The sequence below is a fragment of the Streptomyces sp. NPDC046215 genome (assembly GCF_040646215.1).
Lineage (GTDB): Bacteria > Actinomycetota > Actinomycetes > Streptomycetales > Streptomycetaceae > Streptomyces > Streptomyces stramineus.
This window is the reverse complement of the sequence record NZ_JBEYZW010000117.1, coordinates 1-19,332: the sequence shown is the minus strand read 5'-3', so window position 1 is coordinate 19,332 and position 19,332 is coordinate 1. Positions and strand designations below refer to the sequence as shown.

At 73.2% G+C, this 19,332-nt stretch carries 19 protein-coding genes; 5 read left to right on the top strand and 14 right to left on the bottom strand.

Features of this window, described 5'->3' with window-relative positions; genetic code table 11:
- Positions 1-161: 161 nt before the first annotated feature.
- Positions 162-1,604 carry a PLP-dependent aminotransferase family protein gene (locus ABZ951_RS31085; protein WP_344093225.1) on the bottom strand — a complete coding sequence of 481 codons (1,443 nt, stop codon included), beginning with the start codon at positions 1,602-1,604 and terminating at the stop codon, positions 162-164.
- On the opposite strand from ABZ951_RS31085, the gene ABZ951_RS31080 reads away from it, so the two are divergent.
- Entirely contained in the window at positions 1,603-2,559 is a 957-nt protein-coding gene (locus ABZ951_RS31080) for a DMT family transporter (RefSeq protein ID WP_344093227.1), read from the top strand. The genes ABZ951_RS31085 and ABZ951_RS31080 overlap by 2 nt on opposite strands.
- A gap of 111 nt (positions 2,560-2,670) precedes the next feature.
- The gene (locus tag ABZ951_RS31075; RefSeq protein WP_344093229.1) at positions 2,671-2,871 is read left to right on the top strand and encodes a DUF1918 domain-containing protein; all 201 of its coding nucleotides are present in this window, start codon (positions 2,671-2,673) and stop codon (positions 2,869-2,871) included.
- 16 nt (positions 2,872-2,887) lie between these two features.
- On the opposite strand, the gene ABZ951_RS31070 is transcribed toward ABZ951_RS31075, so the two are convergent.
- Positions 2,888-4,132 (bottom strand): family 10 glycosylhydrolase, encoded by a 1,245-nt coding sequence (locus tag ABZ951_RS31070; RefSeq protein ID WP_344093231.1) that lies wholly within the window; start codon positions 4,130-4,132, stop codon positions 2,888-2,890.
- 192 nt (positions 4,133-4,324) lie between these two features.
- Between ABZ951_RS31070 and ABZ951_RS31065 the strand changes: the two genes are divergently transcribed.
- Both ABZ951_RS31065 and ABZ951_RS31060 read left to right on the top strand, forming a co-directional pair.
- Positions 4,325-5,182, top strand: a complete 858-nt coding sequence (locus ABZ951_RS31065) for a 3-hydroxybutyryl-CoA dehydrogenase (protein WP_344093233.1) — start codon at positions 4,325-4,327, stop codon at positions 5,180-5,182.
- Between the two features lie 181 nt (positions 5,183-5,363).
- On the top strand, positions 5,364-5,621 hold the full coding sequence (locus ABZ951_RS31060; protein ID WP_344093235.1) for a hypothetical protein: 258 nt from the start codon (positions 5,364-5,366) through the stop codon (positions 5,619-5,621).
- Positions 5,622-5,660: 39 nt separating this feature from the next.
- Here ABZ951_RS31060 and ABZ951_RS31055 read toward each other — a convergent pair whose 3' ends face one another.
- The 10 genes from ABZ951_RS31055 to infC form a co-directional block, all read right to left on the bottom strand.
- Positions 5,661-6,191, bottom strand: a complete 531-nt coding sequence (locus ABZ951_RS31055) for an NUDIX hydrolase (RefSeq protein ID WP_344093238.1) — start codon at positions 6,189-6,191, stop codon at positions 5,661-5,663.
- Between the two features lie 46 nt (positions 6,192-6,237).
- Positions 6,238-7,575, bottom strand: a complete 1,338-nt coding sequence (locus ABZ951_RS31050) for a transcriptional regulator (protein ID WP_344093240.1) — start codon at positions 7,573-7,575, stop codon at positions 6,238-6,240.
- A 156-nt stretch (positions 7,576-7,731) separates the two neighbouring features.
- Entirely contained in the window at positions 7,732-8,907 is a 1,176-nt protein-coding gene (locus tag ABZ951_RS31045) for a PP2C family protein-serine/threonine phosphatase (RefSeq protein WP_361281357.1), read from the bottom strand.
- Between the two features lie 213 nt (positions 8,908-9,120).
- Positions 9,121-11,631: a phenylalanine--tRNA ligase subunit beta gene (gene pheT, locus ABZ951_RS31040; RefSeq protein WP_344093244.1), complete on the bottom strand. Its 2,511-nt coding sequence runs from the start codon at positions 11,629-11,631 to the stop codon at positions 9,121-9,123.
- A complete protein-coding gene (pheS, locus tag ABZ951_RS31035) occupies positions 11,631-12,752 on the bottom strand; it encodes a phenylalanine--tRNA ligase subunit alpha (RefSeq protein ID WP_344093246.1) in 1,122 nt (373 codons plus the stop codon). The genes pheT and pheS overlap by 1 nt, the downstream gene beginning before the upstream one ends.
- 152 nt (positions 12,753-12,904) lie before the next feature.
- Positions 12,905-14,068 carry an ATP-binding protein gene (locus ABZ951_RS31030; protein WP_344093250.1) on the bottom strand — a complete coding sequence of 388 codons (1,164 nt, stop codon included), beginning with the start codon at positions 14,066-14,068 and terminating at the stop codon, positions 12,905-12,907.
- A gap of 37 nt (positions 14,069-14,105) precedes the next feature.
- Positions 14,106-14,939 carry an RNA methyltransferase gene (locus ABZ951_RS31025; RefSeq protein ID WP_344093252.1) on the bottom strand — a complete coding sequence of 278 codons (834 nt, stop codon included), beginning with the start codon at positions 14,937-14,939 and terminating at the stop codon, positions 14,106-14,108.
- 111 nt (positions 14,940-15,050) lie between these two features.
- Complete coding sequence (rplT, locus tag ABZ951_RS31020; protein ID WP_344093255.1) at positions 15,051-15,434, bottom strand: 50S ribosomal protein L20; 384 nt, start codon at positions 15,432-15,434, stop codon at positions 15,051-15,053.
- 102 nt (positions 15,435-15,536) lie between these two features.
- The gene (gene rpmI, locus ABZ951_RS31015) at positions 15,537-15,731 is read right to left on the bottom strand and encodes a 50S ribosomal protein L35 (protein ID WP_184733640.1); all 195 of its coding nucleotides are present in this window, start codon (positions 15,729-15,731) and stop codon (positions 15,537-15,539) included.
- 127 nt (positions 15,732-15,858) lie between these two features.
- Positions 15,859-16,542, bottom strand: coding sequence for a translation initiation factor IF-3 (infC, locus tag ABZ951_RS31010; protein ID WP_344093257.1), 684 nt, complete (start codon positions 16,540-16,542; stop codon positions 15,859-15,861).
- A 390-nt stretch (positions 16,543-16,932) separates the two neighbouring features.
- On the opposite strand from infC, the gene ABZ951_RS31005 reads away from it, so the two are divergent.
- Entirely contained in the window at positions 16,933-17,325 is a 393-nt protein-coding gene (locus tag ABZ951_RS31005; protein ID WP_344093263.1) for a DUF1844 domain-containing protein, read from the top strand.
- Between the two features lie 21 nt (positions 17,326-17,346).
- Here the strand turns inward: ABZ951_RS31005 and ABZ951_RS31000 are convergent, their stop codons facing one another.
- Complete coding sequence (locus ABZ951_RS31000) at positions 17,347-18,165, bottom strand: MIP family channel protein (RefSeq protein WP_344093265.1); 819 nt, start codon at positions 18,163-18,165, stop codon at positions 17,347-17,349.
- 133 nt (positions 18,166-18,298) lie between these two features.
- The gene (locus ABZ951_RS30995; RefSeq protein WP_344093259.1) at positions 18,299-19,036 is read right to left on the bottom strand and encodes an SseB family protein; all 738 of its coding nucleotides are present in this window, start codon (positions 19,034-19,036) and stop codon (positions 18,299-18,301) included.
- Positions 19,037-19,332: the final 296 nt, after the last annotated feature.

Sequence of the window (19,332 nt, the reverse complement as noted above, 5' to 3'; positions counted from 1 at the left end):
GCGCTCGTCATGGCCGCCGCCGGGGGCGGGCGCCCGGCGGGCGCGCCCTCAATCCCGGGACGGGCTATTCAGCCCGTCCGGCGATTGAGGACACAGCACAGCAGCCCGTCCGGCGTCTGAGGGCACCGCCGCGCAGCGGAGGCGCCCCCCACCAGCCGGCATCACCACAGTTCCTCGCAGGCCCTCCGCAGCCGGCTCACCCCCTCCGCCAGTTCGGCGGTGCCCGCGACCGCCGCGTAGCTCAGGCGCAGGTGCGGCGCGGGCGCCTCGGCGGCGTAGTACGGGCGCCCGGGGGCGACCGCGACCCCGGCGCGCAGGGCCGCCGCGGCCAGGGCGCTCTCGTCGCATCCGGCCGGGAGGCGGGCCCAGACGTGGTAGCCGCCGGAGGCCGCGAAGTCGACATCCAGCCGGGGCAGTTCCCGCCGCAGGGACGTCAACAGGGCCTCGCGGCGGGTGCGCAGCTCGGCGGCGACCGTGCGGCGGTGGCGGAACCAGGCGGGCGAGCCGACGAGTTCGAGGGCGGCTTCCTGCAGGGGCCGCGGCACGAAGAAGCTGTCGACGACCTGGATGGCCCGCAGCCGTTCGAGGACCGGTCCGCGGGCGGCGAGGGCGCCCACCCGCAGGCTCGCGGAGGTGATCTTGGTGAGGGAGCAGACGTGGACGACGATCCCGTCCGGGTCGTCGGCCGCGAGCGCGGGCGGCAGCGGCGGGGCGTCCTCGTGGGCGAGCCGCCGCGCGAAGTCGTCCTCGACGACGAAGGCCCCGGCCTCCCGGGCGACCCGCAGGACCTCGCGCCGCCGGCCGTCGGCCAGGACCGCGCCCGTCGGGTTCTGGAAGAGCGGCTGGCAGACGAATACCCGGGCGCCGCTCGCGCGGAACGCCTCGGCGAGCAGATCGGTGCGCACCCCGCGGGCGTCCGCCGGTACGGGCACGGGCCGCAGCCCGGAGGCGCGGGCGGCGGCGAGCATGCCGGGGTAGGTGGGGGACTCGACGAGGACGGGCGCACCGGGCGGGGCGAGGGCGCGCAGCGCGGTGGTGATCGCGCTCTGGCCGCCGGCGGTGATCGTGACGTCGGAGGCGGCGACGGTGCCGGCCGGGCCACCGATCTCGCGGGCGAACCAGGCGCGCAGCTCGCTGACGCCCTCGATCGGCGGGCGGCCCCACGCGCCGGGCCGGCGGCCGGCCCTGGCGAGGGCGGCGGACAGGGCGCGTTCGGGCTGGAGGGCGGGGTGGAGGTAGCCGCCGTTGAGTTCGATGACGCCGGGCGGTGGTTCGGCGAGCGTGGCGAGCACGCCGACGGCCTCGACCGAGCGGGGGACCGCCTCGCCGGCCGTCTCGACGCTGAGGGCGACCTGCTGCCAGGAGGTGTCACCGGCGCGGGCGGCGGCGGTGTGCGGCTCGGCCCGGAAGGCGCCTGCGCCGGGGCGGGTGGTCACCAGGCCCTCCGCGGCGAGCGCCGCGAGCGCCCGCGACACGGTGACGGGGCTGACCCGAAAGCGTTCGACGAGGGCCCGGCTCGACGGCAGCTTCTCACCCGGAGAGTAGCGGTTCAGCTCTCCTCTCAGGACTCCTGCCAGTTCAGCGACGCTGTTACGCTCATGCATGAGAGTGAAAGATAGCGCTACTCCCACTGAAGCGATAGCAGTGCACGCACCGGTGGCGTCGGCCCCCGCATCGGCCCCCGCACCGGCGCCTTCTGAGGACCGCCGCACCGGCACCCTGCTCGCCGCGCTCGGTGTGGCCGCGTTCTCCCTGACGTTCCCCGCGACCGCCTGGGCGCTGGAGGGCCTCGGCCCCTGGTCGGTGACCCTGTGCCGGATGGTGCTGGCGGCCCTGATCGCGGGCGGGGCGCTGCTCGCACTGCGGGTACCGCCGCCCGTGCGCCGCCACTGGGGCGGGCTCCTGATCGTCGCGGCGGGCGTCGTCATCGGCTTCCCCCTGCTCACCACGCTCGCCCTCCGGACGTCGACGACCTCGCACGCCGCGGTGGTCGTGGGCCTGTTGCCGCTGACCACGGCCGCGTACTCGGCCGCCCGGACCCGGGCCCGGCACTCGCGCGCCTTCTGGGCGGCGGCCCTGGCCGGTGCCGCCGTGGTCATCGGCTTCGCCCTGCAGCAGAGCGGCGGCCGTCCGTCGACCGGCGACCTGTACCTCTTCGGCGCCCTCCTGGTGTGCGCGGCGGGCTATTCCGAGGGCGGCAAGCTGGCGGGGGTGATGCCGGGCTGGCAGGTGATCGGCTGGGCGCTCGTCCTGTGCCTGCCGGTGTCCGTCGTCGGCGCGGCCCTCGCGCTGTCCTTCGAGCCGGCGCACCTGACCGGGCACGCGGTCGCGGGCCTGCTCTGGCTGGCGATCGGCTCCCAGTTCCTCGGCATGTGGGTCTGGTACCGCGGCATGGGCGCCATCGGCGTCGCCCGGGCCAGCCAGCTCCAGCTCGCCCAGCCGCTGCTGACGCTGGTCTGGTCGGTGTTCCTGCTCGGTGAACACCTGACACCCGCGGCGCCGGTCGCGGCCGTCGCCGTGCTCGTCTGCATCGGGGTGACCCAGCGGGCGCGCGGCTGACCCCGCGCACCGGCCGGAACGGTCAAGAGCCGGTCCAAATCACCGTGTTCACCGTAGACTTGAGGCCGTCTCAGCACATGGGTCGGACCTCTGAGCGGAAGGGCACCGCCAATGCATGCGAGCAAGGGCGACCGGCTGGTGATGCACGGCCGGGTGGTCGGACAGCAGGAGCGGATCGTGGAGATCGTGGAGGTGCTGGGCCCCGACGGCACGCCGCCGTACCGCGTCCGCGCGGAGAACGGGCACGAGACGATCATGTCGCCCGGCCCCGACACCATCGTGGACCACCGCAAGGCGGCCGGGCCCGCGTGAGCGCTGCCGCACAGGGTCAGCGGGGCGGGCGCGCGCGGCGGGGGTAGTGATCCCGGACCACGCGCGCCATCGCCCCGACCGGGTCGGTGCGCACCTGCTTGGCGGAGAAGTAGACGTGGCCGAGGACCTCGGGGTGGCGGTGGCCGAGGGTGAGGTGGCGGGAGAGCTCGGCCGGGTCCTGCCAGGGGGCGGGCTGCGCCGGGTCGCCGGCCCGGTAGAGCGCCTCGCCGACGTAGAGGTGGACGTCCGCGCCCCGCACGGCCTCCGACCACCAGCGCACCAGCTCGGCGTAGTCGGCCGCGGGGTGGCCGATGTGCCAGTACACCTGCGGGACGATGTAGTCGATCCACTCCTCGCGCACCCACTTGCGGGTGTCGGCGCCCAGGTCGTCGTAGGTCTGCACCCCGGCCCGGGTGTCCGAGCCCAGCGGGTCGGTGGCGCGGTTGCGCCAGACGGCGAACGGGCTGACCCCGAACCGCACGTGCCGCTTGCGGCGCTTGATGCGCTCCCCCATCTCCCGCACCAGCCGGTCGATGTTGTCGCGGCGCCAGGCGGCCCGGTCGGGGAACCCCGCGCCGTACTTCTCGTACGCGGCGGTGTCGTCGAAGGTCTGCCCGGCGACGGGATAGGGGTAGAAGTAGTCGTCGAAGTGCACCCCGTCCAGGTCGTAGCGGGCGACCGGGTCGAGCATCGCGTCCTGGACGAAGCGCCGCACCTCGGGCAGGCCGGGGTTGTAGTAGAGCTTGCCGCCGTAGCGGACGACCCACTCGGGGTGCACCCGGGCGGGGTGGGTGGCGATCAGCCGGCCGGGGTCGGTGTGGTTGGCGACGCGGTAGGGGTTGAACCAGCCGTGCAGCTCCAGCCGCCGCTTGCGCGCCTCGCGCACGGCGAAGGCCAGCGGGTCCCAGCCCGGGTCCCGGCCCTGGGTGCCGGTCAGGAACTCCGACCACGGCTCGTACGGGGACGGCCAGAAGGCGTCCGCGGTGGGCCGCAGCTGGAGGAGCACCGCGTTGAGCCGCCGCTCGACCGCGGAGTCGAGCAGGGCGAGCAGCTCGGCCCGCTGCCGGTCCGGGGTCAGGCCGGGCCGGGACGGCCAGTCGACATTGACGACGGTCGCGACCCACATACCCCGGAATTCACGCTTCCGTCGGGCGGCGGGCGGATCACCCGCGTCCAGCGCACCGGATTCACCGGCCGCCAGCATTGCGGACATCACGCCCGCGGCCGCCACGGTGAACCCTCTTCGACTCATACGCCCCATATGTGGCCCACTCCTTGTCGGATCGGTCACACCATACGGCCACAGCATGCCCGCCCCGGCCCCATCGGCACCGCCTGTCGCGGAGTAACGTCTGGAACGAGGCGGGGACCGGGTCCCGGACCGGTATCCGGTGCGGGGGCGGGCGGCCGCCTGTCGACCAAGAACAGCGAAAGGCACGATGTGACGGACACTGTGGCAGACGTGGCACGCGTCGGAGTGGTGGGCTGCGGCCAGATGGGCGCGGGCATCGCGGAGGTCTGCGCCCGTTCCGGCCTGGACGTCAAGGTCGCGGAGACCACGGGTGAGGCACTGGAGCTGGGCCGCACCCGGCTGACCAACTCCCTGGGCAAGGCCGCCGAGCGCGGCAAGATCACCGAGGAGGAGCGGGACGCGACCCTGGCGCGGCTGAGCTTCACCACGGACCTGGGGGAGTTCGCCGACCGGGACCTCGTCATCGAGGCGGTCGTGGAGAACGAGCAGGTCAAGACGGAGATCTTCCAGGTCCTCGACCAGGTGATCACCCGCCCGGACGCCATCCTGGCATCCAACACCTCCTCCATCCCGCTGGTGAAGCTGGCCGTAGCGACCTCCCGTCCCGACCAGGTCATCGGCATCCACTTCTTCAACCCGGCCCCGGTGCAGCAGCTCGTCGAGCTGATCCCGGCCCTCACCACCAGCGACGAGACGATCCGGCGCGCCGAGACGCTGGTCGCCAAGACCCTGGGCAAGCACGCCATCCGCGCGCAGGACCGGTCGGGCTTCGTCGTCAACGCGCTCCTCATCCCCTACCTGCTCTCCGCGATCCGGATGTTCGAATCGGGCATCGCCAGCCGTGAGGACATCGACAACGGCATGGAGCTGGGCTGCGCCCACCCGATGGGTCCGCTGAAGCTCGCGGACCTGATCGGCCTGGACACGGTCGCCTCGGTCGCGGACAGCATGTACCAGGAGTACAAGGAGCCGCTGTACGCCGCTCCCCCGCTGCTGCAGCGCATGGTCGACGCGGGCCGGCTGGGCCGCAAGACCGGATCGGGCTTCTACACCTACTAAAGCGGCGCCCCCGACCCTCCCCAGGCCGTCACAGCCGGTCACCGCCGCACACCCGTGTTCACACGGGGTGTGCGGCGGTGACTCGCATATACCCCCCGCACACGCTCCCGCCCCGCCCGTCCGCGCGGTTGACTCGCTTCGTCGACCACACACCGGGGGACATCCGGAAGGGGTACGGAACGTGACCATCCATCCCGAGCACACGGTCAAGTCGGCCGAGCTCGCGGAGCTTCGTCGTAGCCTCGATGTCGGCGTCGTCCGCACCGACGGCCACCTCGCCCTCCTGACCCAGCGCAGCGATCAGGCCGAGCGCGACATCTGCGAGCTCGCCGAGCGCGTACGCCACCTGGAGCACGGCCGGTGGCCGCTGCCCTCGCTCGCCGCGCTCACCGGGATCGCCTCCCTGGCGCTGACCGTCTGGCAGGCAGCCGGCCGGTGAGCACGGAGTGCGCCTCGCGCCCTTGAGCGAACCGGCCGGTCAGCCGAGCCGGATGTGGTGCAGCAGCAGCAGTGCGGCCGCCATGTTGGCGGCCGGCACCTCACCGCGACCGATCATGTCCGGCACCAGCTTGAGCGGCACCCACTCGCGGCGGTCCGACTCGAAGTCGTCCACCGGGTCACCGATGTACTCGGCCTCGTCCGACCAGTAGATGTGGTGCCGGGCGTCGGTGAGCCCGTTGGACGGCTCCACGGACATCAGGTGCCGCAGCGGGCCCGGCCGCCACCCGGTCTCCTCCTCCATCTCACGGGCCGCCGCGTAGGCGAGGTCCTCTCCGTCCTCGACCACGCCGGCGGCCAGTTCCCAGCCCCAGTTATCGGTGATGAAACGGTGCCGCCACAGCAGCAGGACCTCATTGGCCTCGTTGACCACCGTGGCCACGGCGACGGGCCGCAGCCTGATGAGGAAGTGGTCGAGGTGCCGGCCGTTGGGGAGTTCGACGTCTGCGAGATTGACCCGGAACCAGCGGTTCGAGTAGACCGCCCGCTCCCCGAGATTCTTCCAACGCACGTGTTGCCACCTTCCGCCGAGGTGGCCACCTCCCCGGGCGCTGTCCTCACAAGGGCACGCGCAACGCCCCGTCGATCATCTCGGCGGCCTCGGCCGTAGCCGCACACCCACTTTCGATCAGGTGCTCGCGCACCGCCCGGAGCCGGTCCCGTAAGCGCTGCGATTCCATGCCTCTCGCCTGCTCGGTCATCTCCCGGGCGGTGGCCACCGCCTTGTCCGCGTCTCCTTGACGCAGCTCGATGTGCGTGAGCATGGCGAGCCGGTGGACACGCCCCCGGTCGTGGGCGGGGGTGTCGACGGCCCGGTCCGCGTGCTCACGGGCGGGTCCGAGATCCCCGAGGCTCAGCAGCGCCTCCGCCACCTGCACGTTCACCAGGCCGGGCTGGACGTAGCCGGTCTCGGCGGGCTCCTGGCCGCGGTGGATGCGGTCGGCCGCGGTCTCCGCGCGGCGGATGCAGGCGAGCGCCCCCGCGCCGTCGCCGAGCCGCGCGTACGCCTTGGCCTGCATGGCGTAGAGATCGGCGGCGAGCGCCGGGGTCAGCTCCTCGCCGCCGGCCCGCAGCGCGGACTCCGCGAACGCGACCGCCTGCCGGTACTCCCGCATGAAGAGCGACTGATTGACGAGGAGGGCGATGACATAGGCGCCCAGGCCCCGGTCCCCACTGGCCTTGGCCAGCCGAAGCGCCTGGTGGAAGTAGCGCTGCGCCAGGCCGTGCGCGTCGGAGTCGTAGGCGCAGATCCCGGCCACGGCGACCAGCCCGCCGGTGGCCCGGTGCAGCTGGCGGCCGGTGTCGTCGGGGTAGCTGCCGCGCAGCAGCGGCGCCGCCTCGGCGTTGAGGAAGCCCACGACACGGGCGCGGGTCGCGACGCCGCCGGCCTTGCGGTACATCTGCTCGTAGTGGGAGCGGGCCGCGCGCAGCATCGCGATGTCGTCCATGGAGACCCGGGTGAGACCGCTGCGGGAGACATCGGCGTCCTCCGGCGGGTTCTCCCACTCCCAGACCGGGATGACGGCGGGCGTCCCGGTCACGGCGGGGGCGCTGACGACGTGCTCCCGCTGCTGTTCGTCGGAGCGCCACAAGGCGGTCGCCCGGTCGACGAAGCCGGAGAGGGGGGTGTGCGGCAGCCGGGGGCTGCCCGGGGTGCCGAGGCCGATGTCGTCGAGGGTCAGGGCGCGGTGCAGCCGGTCGCCGAGCACCTCGCAGATGAGGTCCGGCACCTGGCCGCGGGGCCGCTGGCCGCGCAACCACCGCGCCACGGCGGTGTGTTCGTATCGCAGCGCCAGCCCCCGGGCCCGGCCGGCCGCGTTGATGTGGGCGGCCAGTCCGGCGTGGGAGATCCCCGCCTCGTCAAGGATGGCGTCAAGCAGTGTGTTGGGCTCCATCCTGCCCTCCGATGCGCTCGGTGAGGCCAGCGTAAGGGAGATCTCTTCGCACGGGGTGTGAACCGGCCGCGGCATTCCGTCAACCGGAAGCGGAAGAAGGCTGGTTGGGGCACCCGGTGCCTTCCGGACACGTCGGCGCGGGCAGTGGCCGTGCGGTCAGCCGCGGGGCCACCCGGAACGGGCCAAGTGGACGCGGGGGACCCGGTCCGGGGCGTGCCGGCTGTCGTTGCGCAGGACCAGCAGGGCGATGTCGTCGGAGAGCCGGCCGCCGGTGTGGCGCAGCAGGGCGTCCTGCACGTGCTCGATCACCGCGGCGGGCACGACCGGCGCCCCGCGGACCGCCTCCGCCAGCGTGCGGGCGAGGGGGAAGAAGGCCCCCGCCGCGTCCCGGGCGTCCTCCGCGCCGTCGGTGTGCAGCACCAGCGCGTCACCCGGCAGCAGCCGCGTCAGCCGGGCGAGGGGCAGCTCGGGCGGCAGGGGGAACAGCCCGAGCGGCGGCAGTGGGTCGCCGCGCCCGGCCGCCGCGGCCCGTGGCCGCCCGCCGGCCGCGGCGGCGCCCGAGAGGCGGTAGGGCCAGGGGTGACCGCAGTTGAGGGCCATGACCACGCCGTCGGCGCGCACCTCCAGCAGGAGGACGGTGACGAACTCCTCGCTGTGCGGCCGCTCCGGACCGCCTCGCTCGCCCAAGTGGCGCTGGAGCGCGCGCTCCAGCCGGCGCAGCACCTCCGGCAGGGCGGGCTCGTCGTGGGCGGCTTCACGGAAACTGCCGAGCACGGCGGCCACGGTGCCGATCGAGGAGAAGCCGTGGCCCCGCACGTCCCCTATGACGATGCGGATGCCGTACGGAGTGGCCAGGACCTCGTAGAGATCACCGCCCACGAGGGTGCCCTCGCTGACGGAGAGGTGGCCCCCGGCCAGCGTCATGCCGTCAAGCCGGGGCGGCAGCGGCCGCAGCAGCACCTGCTGGGCGGCGGCCGCGATCTCCCGGGTGCGCTCCAGCTCGCGGAGAAGCCGGCGCCGGCGGCCGCTGACACAGTGCCCGGCCGCCGCGACGGCGACGACGGCGCAGCAGGTGCCCAGCCGGGCGGCGGTGTCCGCACGCCCGGCCGAGGGCGGCGGGACGAGCGCGAGCACCGCGCAGACTCCGGCGAGCGTGACGCACCTGCGCCGTCCGGTGCCCGCGCAGGCGATGGCGGGCGCGGCGGCGAGCAGGGGGATCACCTGGGTGCCGCGGGGCCCCAGCAGCTCCCACGCGAGCACCGCGGCCACCCACAGTCCGGGGAGCGCGAACACCACCCCCTTCCGCCAGTGCACCGCCCTTGTCCGGATCATGCCGTCGGCCCCCCTAGCAGCGATGACGCGGCTCGATTCTCGCGAGCGGACATCACGAAGTAACGACTTGGGCCTTCATTTCCACCCTATTGAGTGATTTTCGGACACTCCGGAACGATGGCATACAGGAGGGGCGCACCCGGTGAACCGGATACGCCCCTCCTGTGCTCTGCGTTTTCGCCCCACCGCACCCCGGCGAGGGGTGCTGCGGGATCAGGCGCCGCGCAGTACCGCGCCCGTGCGCTCGACGGCCGAGGCGACGGCGGCGTCGCGCGCGGCCGTGGCCTCCTCGGCGGTCAGGGTGCGGTCGCCGGCCCGGAAACGCAGGGCGTAGGCCAGCGACTTCCTGCCCTCGCCGAGCTGCTCGCCGGTGAAGACGTCGAACAGGCGCAGCGACTCCAGGAGCTCACCCGCTCCGGCGCGCAGCGCGGCCTCGACATCGGCCGCGGCGACCGAGGCGTCGACGACGAGCGCGACGTCCTGGGTGGCCACCGGGAAGGCGGAGACGCGCGGGGCCGCGACGGCACCGGTGCCCGCCCGCTCCAGGAGGTCGAGCTCGATCTCCATGGCGCAGGTGCGCTCCGGCAGGCCGAACGCCTTGATGACGCGCGGGTGCAGCTCGCCGGCGCTGCCGACGAGCACCTGCTCGTCGTCCACCGCGACGGACAGCGCGGCGCAGCGGCCCGGGTGGAACGGCGCCCGCTGGTCCTGACGCACGGTCAGCTCGACACCGGCCTCACGGGCGACCGCGCGGGCCGCCTCGACGGCGTCCGCCCAGGTCGACGGGCGGCCCTTGCCCCACCAGCCGGCCTGCTCGCGCGCCCCGGCGAGGACGACGGCGGCGCGGCGCGGCTGCCGGGGCAGCGCGGCGTTCAGGCCGGCGATCTCCTCGTCGGTGGGGCGGCGGTCGACGGGCAGCCGGACCGCGGCGGTCTCCGCGCCGGTCGGCAGGAAGACCAGACCGGTCTCGAACAGCGCGAGGTCGTGCTCACCGCGGCCGTCGTTGCGGCGCAGGGCGGCGAACAGCCCCGGCAGCAGCGTCGTGCGGAGCGCCGGCTCGTTGTCGGAGAGGGGGTTGGCCAGGCGCACCACGGCGCGGCGCGGGTCGTCCGCCTCCAGGCCGAGCTGGTCCAGGGCGCTCTCCCCGACGAAGGGGTAGCTGGGGGCCTCGACGTACCCGGCGCCGGCGAGCGCCCGGCCGACCCGGCGGTGCAGGCGCTGACGCTCGGTCAGGCCGCGCCCGGCGGGCGGCTGCGGCAGGGTGGAGGGCAGGTTCTCGTAGCCCTCCAGCCGGATGACCTCTTCGGCGAGGTCGTTCGGGTCGGTGAGGTCGGGGCGCCAGCTGGGCACGGTGACGATCAGCTCGTCCTGCCCGTACGCGTCGCAGCCGACCTCCTGGAGGCGGCGGACGACGGTCTCGCGGCCGTACTCGACACCGGCGACGCGGTCCGGGTGGTCGGCGCTCATCGCGATCGTGCGCGGCCCGCTGGGGGCGACGATCTCGGTGACGCCGGCCTCGGCGGTGCCGCCCGCCAGCAGCACCATCAGGTCGACGGTGCGCTGGGCCGCCGCGGAGGCGGCGTCGGGGTCGACGCCGCGCTCGAAGCGCTTGGACGCCTCGGAGGACAGCTTGTGCCGGCGGGCCGTGCGGGCGATGGAGACGGCGTCGAAGTGGGCGGCCTCGACGACGATCTCGGTGGAGCCCCGGCCGGCCGCGTGGTCGGCGATCTCGGTGTCGGCGCCGCCCATCACGCCCGCGAGCCCGATCGGGCCGCGGTTGTCGGTGATGACCAGGTCCTCGGGGTGCAGCACGCGCTGGGCACCGTCGAGGGTGGTGAGCTTCTCGCCCCGCTCCGCCCGGCGCACCCCCAGGGGGCCGTCGACGCGGGAGCGGTCGTAGGCGTGCAGCGGCTGGCCCAGTTCGAGCATCACGTAGTTGGTGACGTCGACGGCGAGGGAGATCGGGCGCATGCCCGCCTTCTGCAGCCGGCGCTGGAGCCAGATCGGGGACCGCGCCTCGGGGGCGAGCCCGGTGACCGTGCGGGCGGTGAAGCGGTCGCAGCCGGCCGGGTCGGCGACCTTGACCGGGTAGCCGTGGCCGTTGGGCGCGGGGACGTCCAGCAGGGCCGGGTCGCGCAGCGGCAGGCCGTAGGCGATCGCGGCCTCGCGGGCGACGCCGCGCATCGACAGGCAGTAGCCCCGGTCGGGGGTGACGGCGATGTCGAGGACCTCGTCGACGAGCTCCAGCAGCTCGATGGCGTCGGTGCCGGGCTCGTACTCCTGCGGCAGCACGATGATGCCGTGCGTGCCGTCGTCGCCCATGCCCAGCTCGTCGCCGGAGCAGATCATGCCGTGGGAGGTACGGCCGTAGGTCTTGCGCGCGGCGATCGCGAAGTCACCGGGCAGGACGGCGCCGGGGAGCACCACGACGACCTTGTCGCCGACGGAGAAGTTCCGGGCGCCGCAGACGATCTCCTGCGGCTCGCCGGTGCCGTTGGCGGTGCCGACGTCGACCGTGCAGAAGCGGATGGGCTTCTTGAAGCCCTCCAGCTCCTCGATCGTGAGGACCTTGCCGACGACCAGGGGGCCCTTGAGGCCCGTGCCGAGCTGCTCCACACGCTCGACCTCGAGGCCGGCGGCGACGAGCTTGGCCTGCACGTCGCGACCGGTCTCACCGGCCGGCAGGTCGACGTATTCCCGCAGCCAAGAAAGCGGGACCCGCATCAGATCTCCATCCCGAACGGCCGGGTGAAGCGCACGTCACCCTCGACCATGTCTCGCATGTCTTCGACGTTGTGGCGGAACATCAGCATCCGCTCGATGCCGAACCCGAAGGCGAATCCGCTGTACTTCTCCGGGTCGATGCCCGCGGCGATCAGCACCCGGGGGTTGACCATGCCGCAGCCGCCCAGCTCGATCCAGCCCTCGCTGGAGCACGTGCGGCAGGGGCGGTCGGGGTTGCCGACCGACTCACCGCGGCACACGTAGCACTGCATGTCCATCTCGGCGGACGGCTCGGTGAACGGGAAGTAGTTCGGGCGCAGCCGGGTGGACATGTCACCGCCGAAGAGCGCCCGCACCATGTGGTCCAGGGTGCCCTTGAGGTCCGCCATGGTCAGGCCCTCGTCGATGGCGAGGAGCTCGACCTGGTTGAAGACCGGGGTGTGGGTGGCGTCCAGCTCGTCGGTGCGGTAGACGCGGCCCGGGCAGATCACGTAGACCGGCGGCTCGCGGTCGAGCATCGTGCGGACCTGCACCGGGGAGGTGTGGGTGCGCAGCACGACGCCGGACTCGGCGCCGCCGTCCCGGCCCTCGACGAAGAAGGTGTCCTGCATCGCCCGGGCCGGGTGGTCCGGCTCGAAGTTCAGGGCGTCGAAGTTGAACCACTCGGCCTCGACCTCGGGGCCCTCGGCGACCTCGTAGCCCATCGCGACGAAGACGTCCTCGATGCGCTCGGAGAGCGTCGTCAGCGGGTGGCGGGCGCCGGCGGGGGTGCGGTCGTACGGCAGCGTGACGTCCACCGCCTCCTCGACCAGCACCCGGGCGTCGCGCTCGGCCTCCAGCTCGGCCTGGCGGGCGGCGAGGGCCTTGTTGACGGCACCGCGGGCCATGCCCACGCGCTTGCCGGCCTCGGCCTTGGCCTGGGGCGGCAGGGCGCCGATCTCACGGTTGGCGAGGGACAGCGGCGAGGTGGGACCGGTGTGGGCGATCTTCGCCTCGTGGAGGGACGCGAGGTCGCCGGCGGCGGCGAAGGCGGCGAGCGCCCCGTCCCGCATGCGCTCGATCTCTTCCGGTTTCAGTGCCTCGACCTCGACAGGGTCGTACGACTTATTGGGTGCGGACATCTCTTCCCGTGCTTCCGATTGTCCCCCAGCTACCGCTGGGGCGGCTTTGCCCGACTGTGTTGGTGCCAAGGTCGTGCCAAAGGTGCCAAAGGTCGAGTCTAAGGGGCGCTTGTGGTGGGCCGGGCCCGCGGGCTGCCGCCGACGGCCCTTCCTCAGCCCTGGGCGAGGAAGGCGGGGGCGGCCACGGGCAGGGTGAAGCGGAACTGGGCGCCACCGCGGGCCGCCCGCTCCACCGTGATCGTCCCGCCGTGGGCCTCGACGATGCCCTTGACGATGTACAGGCCCAGGCCCGTACCGCCGCGCTTGCTGCCCCGCCAGAAGCGGGTGAAGACGCGGCCCATCGACTCCTCGGGAATCCCCGGGCCCTCATCGCTCACGGTGACCGCCGTCCCTTCCGCCCGGGACTTCATCAGCACCCGTGACACCTCTATGGTGACCTTTCCGGCGCCGTGGCGCACCGCGTTTTCCAGGAGGTTGCCCAGCACCTGGTCGATCTTGTCCGGGTCGGCCCAGAGATCCGGCAGCGGGCCGGCCACCTTGACGTCGAACCGCTCGCCGGGCTGCCCGGCCGCCGTGTGCGCCTGGATGTGGCGGCGGACGGCGGCGACGATGTCGACCGGCTGGCGGCGCACCTCCAGCCGGCCGGAGTCGATGCGGGAGATGTCGAGCAGCTCGGCGATCAGGCGGGTGACGCGGTCGGCGTCGGCGTCGACGGTCTCCAGCATCAGCCGCTTCTGGTCATCGGTGAACCGCTCCCACTTGGCGAGCAGCGTCGCCGTGAAGCCCTTGACGGACGTCAGCGGCGAGCGCAGCTCGTGGGCGACGGTGGCGATCAGCTCGGCGTGGCTGCGCTCGGTGCGGCGCCGCGCCTCGGTGCCGCGCAGCTGGACCACGAGCCTGCGCACGGGCCCGGCGGGCCGCTCCCGCACGTAGCGGGCGGAGACCAGCACCTCGCGGCCGCCGGGCAGCAGCAGATTGCGCTCCGGCTGCCCGACGCGGGTGGCGGGGCCGCCGTAGGGGTCCGTCAGCGACCACCAGCGGCGGCCCTCCAGGTCCTCGAAGGGCAGCGTGCTCTCCAGCGGGCGGCCCAGGGCGTCGCCGGGGCGGACGGCCGTGATCCGGGCGGCGGCGGCGTTGAAGCACGTCACGCGGCCGTTCTCGTCGGCGACGACCAGGCCGTCGGGCAGGTCGTCCGGGTCGACCCGGAGGTCTCCGAGGCCCGGCGCGGGCCCGTCCTGAGGGCCATGGGACCCCTGGGATTCTTGGGAAACAGCCGGACAGGTGTCGGCCACGCTTCCGGAAGTCTTGACATTCATACCGCACCCCCTCCCGAGCCCCCGGAGGGCAACCCTACTAGCTGAAGGTCACGGAGCGGCACCCTCCGGGTGCACGCTGCGCACGAGCGGAGGCGTAGAGGCACACCGCGGCGGCCGTCGCGAGGTTCAGGCTCTCGGCCTTGCCGTGGATCGGCACCCGGACGACCGCGTCCGCGAGGGCCCGGGTCTCCTCGGGCAGCCCCCACGCCTCGTTGCCGAAGACCCAGGCGGTAGGCCCGCCCATGGTGCCCTCGTCCAGCTCTCCGTCCAGGTCGCGCTCCCCGGCGCCGTCGGCCGCCAGGATGCGCACCCCGGCGTCCTGGAGACCGCGCACCGCCTGCTCGACGGGCACCCCCACGGCCACCGGCAGGTGGAAGAGGGAGCCCACGGAAGCCCGTACCGACTTGGGGTTGTACAGGTCGACGGAGGCGTCGGTCAGCACGACGGCGTCGGCGCCGGCGGCGTCCGCGCAGCGCAGGACGGTGCCGGCGTTCCCGGGGTCGCGGACGTGCGCGAGGACGGCCACCAGCCGGGGCCGGCCGGCCAGGATCTCCTCGAAGGGCGTGTCCAGGAAGCGGCACAGGCCGACGATGCCCTGCGGGGTGACGGTGTCGGACATCTCCGCGATGACCTCGTCCGTCGCGATCAGCACGGGGACCCCGGCGGCACGGGCGACGGCCACGATGTCCGCGTGGCGCTCGGCGGCGTCCGGCGTCACGTACACCTCGACGAGGTGCTCGACGGCCTCGCGGACGGACTGCGGTCCCTCGGCCAGGAACCGGCGCTCCTTGCCGCGGAAGCTGCGCTTGGTCAGACGGCGGGCGGCGATGACACGGGGGGATCGCAGGGACGTCAGCTCGGGGGTGCCCATGGGCGGCGGCTCACTTCGTAGTCACAAGGGGTGGTGGTGCTGCGCAAAAGAACGGACCCGCAGGCCGCTGGGGCCTGCGGGTCCGTCTCTCAAAGCCTTGACGGCGCCGGGTCAGGCGGCCTTCGGGGCGTTGACGTCAGCCGGCAGCGCCTTCTGGGCCACCTCGACGAGCGCGGCGAACGCGTTCATGTCGTTGACCGCGAGCTCGGCCAGGATCTTGCGGTCCACCTCGATGTTGGCGGCCTTCAGACCCTGGATGAGGCGGTTGTACGTCATGCCGTTCTGGCGGGCAGCGGCGTTGATGCGCTGGATCCACAGCTGACGGAAGTCGCCCTTGCGCTTCTTGCGGTCGTTGTAGTTGTAGACCAGGGAGTGGGTGACCTGCTCCTTGGCCTTGCGGTACAGACGCGACCGCTGGCCGCGGTAACCGCTGGCCGCCTCGAGGATCGCCCGACGCTTCTTGTGCGCGTTGACTGCGCGCTTGACGCGTGCCACTTGTTTAACTCCTTGTAGCGGGGCCGCGGTGCGTTCTCACGCGGCCCGAATTCGAATGGGTCCCGGTCCGACGCGCACCCCGTGGGAACGGGGTGCGGAGCGTCACTTGCCGAGAAGCTTCTTGATCTTCTTGGCGTCGCCCGGGGCCAACTCGACGGTGCCGGTGAGGCGGCGCGTCAGCTTGGACGACTTGTGCTCGAGCAGGTGGCGCTTGCCGGCGCGCTCGCGCATGACCTTGCCGGAGCCAGTGATCTTGAAGCGCTTGCTGGCACCGGAGTGCGTCTTGTTCTTCGGCATCGCGCCGTATCTCCTCGTCGGTGGCGCTCCCCCGGCCCGCGGAACGGGCACGCGGAAGCGTCAGCTGTGTGTCGGTTACCCGGGGCGGTGCCGCCCCGGGGGTGATCCGGGGCTCACGCCCCGAGGATCACGCCTCGGCGGGCCCGTCCTCGGACGGCGCCGCGGCGGCGGTGCCCTCCTCGGCAGCGGCCTCGGCCTCGTCCGCGTGGCCGGCGCCGCGGCGCTCCGCCTTGCGGGCTTCGGCGAGCTCGCGCGCCTCGGCCATCGCCTCGGTCTTCTTCTTGTGCGGGCCGAGAACCATGATCATGTTGCGGCCGTCCTGCTTCGGGTTCGACTCGATGAAGCCGAGCTCCTCCACGTCCGACGCCAGCCGCTGCAGCAGCCGGAAGCCGAGCTCCGGCCGGGACTGCTCGCGACCACGGAACATGATCGTGATCTTGACCTTGTCGCCCTGCTTGAGGAACCGGACGACGTGACCCTTCTTGGTGTCATAGTCGTGCGGGTCGATCTTCGGCCGGAGCTTCATCTCCTTGATGACCGTGTGCGCCTGGTTCTTGCGCGCCTCACGGGCCTTCATGGCCGACTCGTACTTGAACTTGCCGTAGTCCATGAGCTTGCAGACCGGCGGCCTGGCGGAAGCGGCGACCTCGACCAGATCGAGGTCGTACTCCTGCGCGAGCTCAAGGGCCTTGGCGAGCGGCACAATGCCCACCTGCTCGCCGCTCGGACCGACGAGTCGCACCTCGGGGACGCGAATCCGGTCGTTGATGCGGGGCTCGGTGCTGATGGGGCCTCCTAGGTTGCACCACACGGTTGTCTGGCGGACAGCCGCGTAACGTCTGTTCGGGATGACCCCCGCGTCGTGGCTCGTGACGCAAAAAACGCCCCGGACGGGACACAGGCAGGGCTCCTCACACACCGGGAGCACCGCCACGGGTCAACCGCGAGGCGCAATCGGCAGATCCTCATCGTCCGTACGGAACGATGGGCGCTGCCGGACCGGAGACCTGCCGACCGGAAGTCGGTCAGGTGGGAGATCGGAGCCTCCACTTGTGGGCCGGGCACGTGAGTGTCCAGCCGGTCGTTGTCCAGCATACCAGCGACCCGGGCCGGTCCCCACCCGGGTGCGCCCGGGTCATAGGCTGGGCACCGTCCGCCGCGCGCGCGACGCGGCAGAACCGAACAGATGCGGAAGAGCACCATGAGCGACGCCACCCCCGAGACCCCCTCCTCCGGCACGTCCGGCCCCGAGGAAGGCGCCCCGGACTTCGACACCATGACCCGTGACATCGCGGACGTCCCCGCGGTCGAGGTGATCACCACGGTCGCGGTGCACCTGATGAGCTCCGCGGCGGTCAACCTCGGCCTGGCCGAGGAGGGCGACCACCACAAGGACCTGGACGAGGCCCGGAAGCTGATCACCGCCCTCGCCGGCCTGGTGACCGCGAGCGCCACCGAGATCAGCAACTTCCACGCGGGCCCCCTGCGCGACGGCCTGAAGTCGCTCCAGCTGGCGTTCCGCGAGGCGTCCGTCGTCCCCGACGAGCCGGGCCAGGGCCCCGGCGAGAAGTTCACCGGGCCCGTCTTCGGCTGAGCCCCCGCCCGGCCGCGCCCGTCAGGTGCCCGGGCGTGGCCCGCCCTCGGGAGGCCGGGCGTCCGGAGGCGGCGCGGCATCCGGCCGCGGCCGGGTCTCCGGGTGCGCCGAGCCGCCCGGGGACGGCGCCGTGGACAGCTCGTCCGCGATGTTCGCCGGCCCCATCCGGGGGTGCGTCAGCTGGTGCGCCAGGGCCGCGAGCGCCCCGCCGATCAGCGGGGCGAGGATGAACAGCCACAGCTGCGCCAGCGCGTCGCCGCCCGCGAACAGGGCCGGACCCAGGCTGCGCGCCGGGTTCACGGAGGTGCCCGTCAGCGGGATGCCCACCAGGTGGATCACGGCGAGGGCCAGGCCGATGGGCAGCCCGTCGAAGCCCACGACCGCGACCTTGTGCGTCACCGCGAGCACCACGAACACCAGCAGGAAGGTCAGGACGACCTCCGCGAGGAACGCGCCGCCGGTGTTGATGTGCACGGCCGACCGGTCCCCGTAGCCGTTGCTGCCGAAGGCACCGGACGTCTTCAGCCCCGGCACCTGTTTGGCCAGCAGGAACAGCACCGCCGCGCCGACGATGCCGCCGAGCAGCTGCGCGATCCAGTACTCGATGGCCGTACGGAGCGTGATCCGCCCGTTCACCAGCAGCCCGAGCGTCACCGCCGGATTGACGTGGCAGCCCGAGATGGGACCCAGCGCGTACGCCAGGGCCAAAAGAGTGAAGCCGAAGGCCAGGGCGATGCCCAGCACCCCGATGTAGTCGGCCGCGAGGACCGCGGAGCCGACGGCGAAGAAGACCAGCAGCGCCGTGCCGAGGAATTCGGCCGCGACAGTTCTGGTCTGCACGGGGTCGAGCTGCAAAGACCCCAGTTTCACGGCGTCCATGGCGTCCTCCAGGGGATTTCGTGGACTGTCTTCGCATTGTCGGACGATCCACGCGCCATCGCCTGGTGGCCTCGCGGCCTGGCGGCCTCGCGGCCTAGCGGTTGAAGAGCGGCTCCCCCGGGACGGCCGCGTCCGCCGGCAGCAGGGCCAGGTCCAGGCCGCGGACCAGCCGGGCCCGCAGGACCTCGTCCGTCGCCAGGGCCTCGGCGAGCCGCCGCACCACCTCGGCCGGGGCGGCACCCTCCGCCAAGCTCAGGGCCAGGGTTCCGTCGGCCTCCGCCGACTGCGCCAGGTACGCCCGCAGGACGCCGGCCTCACCGGCCAGGACGGACCGGAGCGCCTCGGCGACCGCCGGGTCCTCAAGCGGGTCCGCCGACCCCCGCCCCTCCGCCAGCGCCAGCAGCGCCGGGCCCGTCAGCTGGTACGACACCGGGCCCGCGAGGTCCAGGACGACCGTGTCCGCCTGCTCGTGCGCCGCCGCCTGCAGCGCCTGGTGCAGGGGCACCGCCACGGGGCGCGCGTCCGCGCGCCAGCGGGCCAGGGTCTCCACCGACGTGAACGCCGGCAGCGCCTTACGGCCCCCCGGGGCCTGCAGGGTCGGCACGGCCATGTCGCTGGTCTTCTCCCGGCGCAGCCCGTCCGGCCCGGTCTCCACCTCGCCCAGCACGGCGACCACCGGAACGAGGAGCCGGGCCGCGCGCAGCGCGGTGAGCACCCCGCTGTCCGTCTCCGCGGACGGGTTCGCGGCCCAGGCGGCCAGCGCGGCGGCGAGGGCGGGGTCGGCGGAGCCGTTGTCGTCTGCGAAGCCGGGGTCGGGGATGTTCTTGTTCATCCCGTCGACCTTACCGGTCCCTCCGGGGCGGGGATTTGGCGGTTCCGCCGGCCGTTGTTTGCCGGGTTTCTCGCCGTTGCCCCTGCGGGGCCGCTGCGCTGCGCGGGGCGTTGCCGGGTGCGGCGCTGTTGCCCCTGCGGGGGGCCGCTCCGCTGCGCGGGGCGTTGCCGGGTGCAGCGCCGTTGCCCCTGCGGGGGCGTGTCCGCTGCGCGGGGCTGTTCAGGTGCGGTGTCGGGCCTGCGCGGGTGGGGGTTTCGGGGCTGCTTCGCTTTACGCCCCGAACACCCCACCCGCTC

What these genes read in the sequence shown, in the direction of transcription:
- ABZ951_RS31080 (WP_344093227.1), top strand. Translation starts at nt 1,603, where the DNA reads ATGAGAGTGAAAGATAGCGCTACTCCCACTGAAGCGATAGCAGTGCAC.
- ABZ951_RS31085 (WP_344093225.1), bottom strand. Translation starts at nt 1,604, where the DNA reads ATGCATGAGCGTAACAGCGTCGCTGAACTGGCAGGAGTCCTGAGAGGA.
- ABZ951_RS31075 (WP_344093229.1), top strand. Translation starts at nt 2,671, where the DNA reads ATGCATGCGAGCAAGGGCGACCGGCTGGTGATGCACGGCCGGGTGGTC.
- ABZ951_RS31070 (WP_344093231.1), bottom strand. Translation starts at nt 4,132, where the DNA reads ATGGGGCGTATGAGTCGAAGAGGGTTCACCGTGGCGGCCGCGGGCGTG.
- ABZ951_RS31050 (WP_344093240.1), bottom strand. Translation starts at nt 7,575, where the DNA reads ATGGAGCCCAACACACTGCTTGACGCCATCCTTGACGAGGCGGGGATC.
- ABZ951_RS31045 (WP_361281357.1), bottom strand. Translation starts at nt 8,907, where the DNA reads ATGATCCGGACAAGGGCGGTGCACTGGCGGAAGGGGGTGGTGTTCGCG.
- pheT (WP_344093244.1), bottom strand. Translation starts at nt 11,631, where the DNA reads ATGCGGGTCCCGCTTTCTTGGCTGCGGGAATACGTCGACCTGCCGGCC.
- pheS (WP_344093246.1), bottom strand. Translation starts at nt 12,752, where the DNA reads ATGTCCGCACCCAATAAGTCGTACGACCCTGTCGAGGTCGAGGCACTG.
- ABZ951_RS31030 (WP_344093250.1), bottom strand. Translation starts at nt 14,068, where the DNA reads ATGAATGTCAAGACTTCCGGAAGCGTGGCCGACACCTGTCCGGCTGTT.
- ABZ951_RS31025 (WP_344093252.1), bottom strand. Translation starts at nt 14,939, where the DNA reads ATGGGCACCCCCGAGCTGACGTCCCTGCGATCCCCCCGTGTCATCGCC.
- rpmI (WP_184733640.1), bottom strand. Translation starts at nt 15,731, where the DNA reads ATGCCGAAGAACAAGACGCACTCCGGTGCCAGCAAGCGCTTCAAGATC.
- ABZ951_RS31005 (WP_344093263.1), top strand. Translation starts at nt 16,933, where the DNA reads ATGAGCGACGCCACCCCCGAGACCCCCTCCTCCGGCACGTCCGGCCCC.
- ABZ951_RS30995 (WP_344093259.1), bottom strand. Translation starts at nt 19,036, where the DNA reads ATGAACAAGAACATCCCCGACCCCGGCTTCGCAGACGACAACGGCTCC.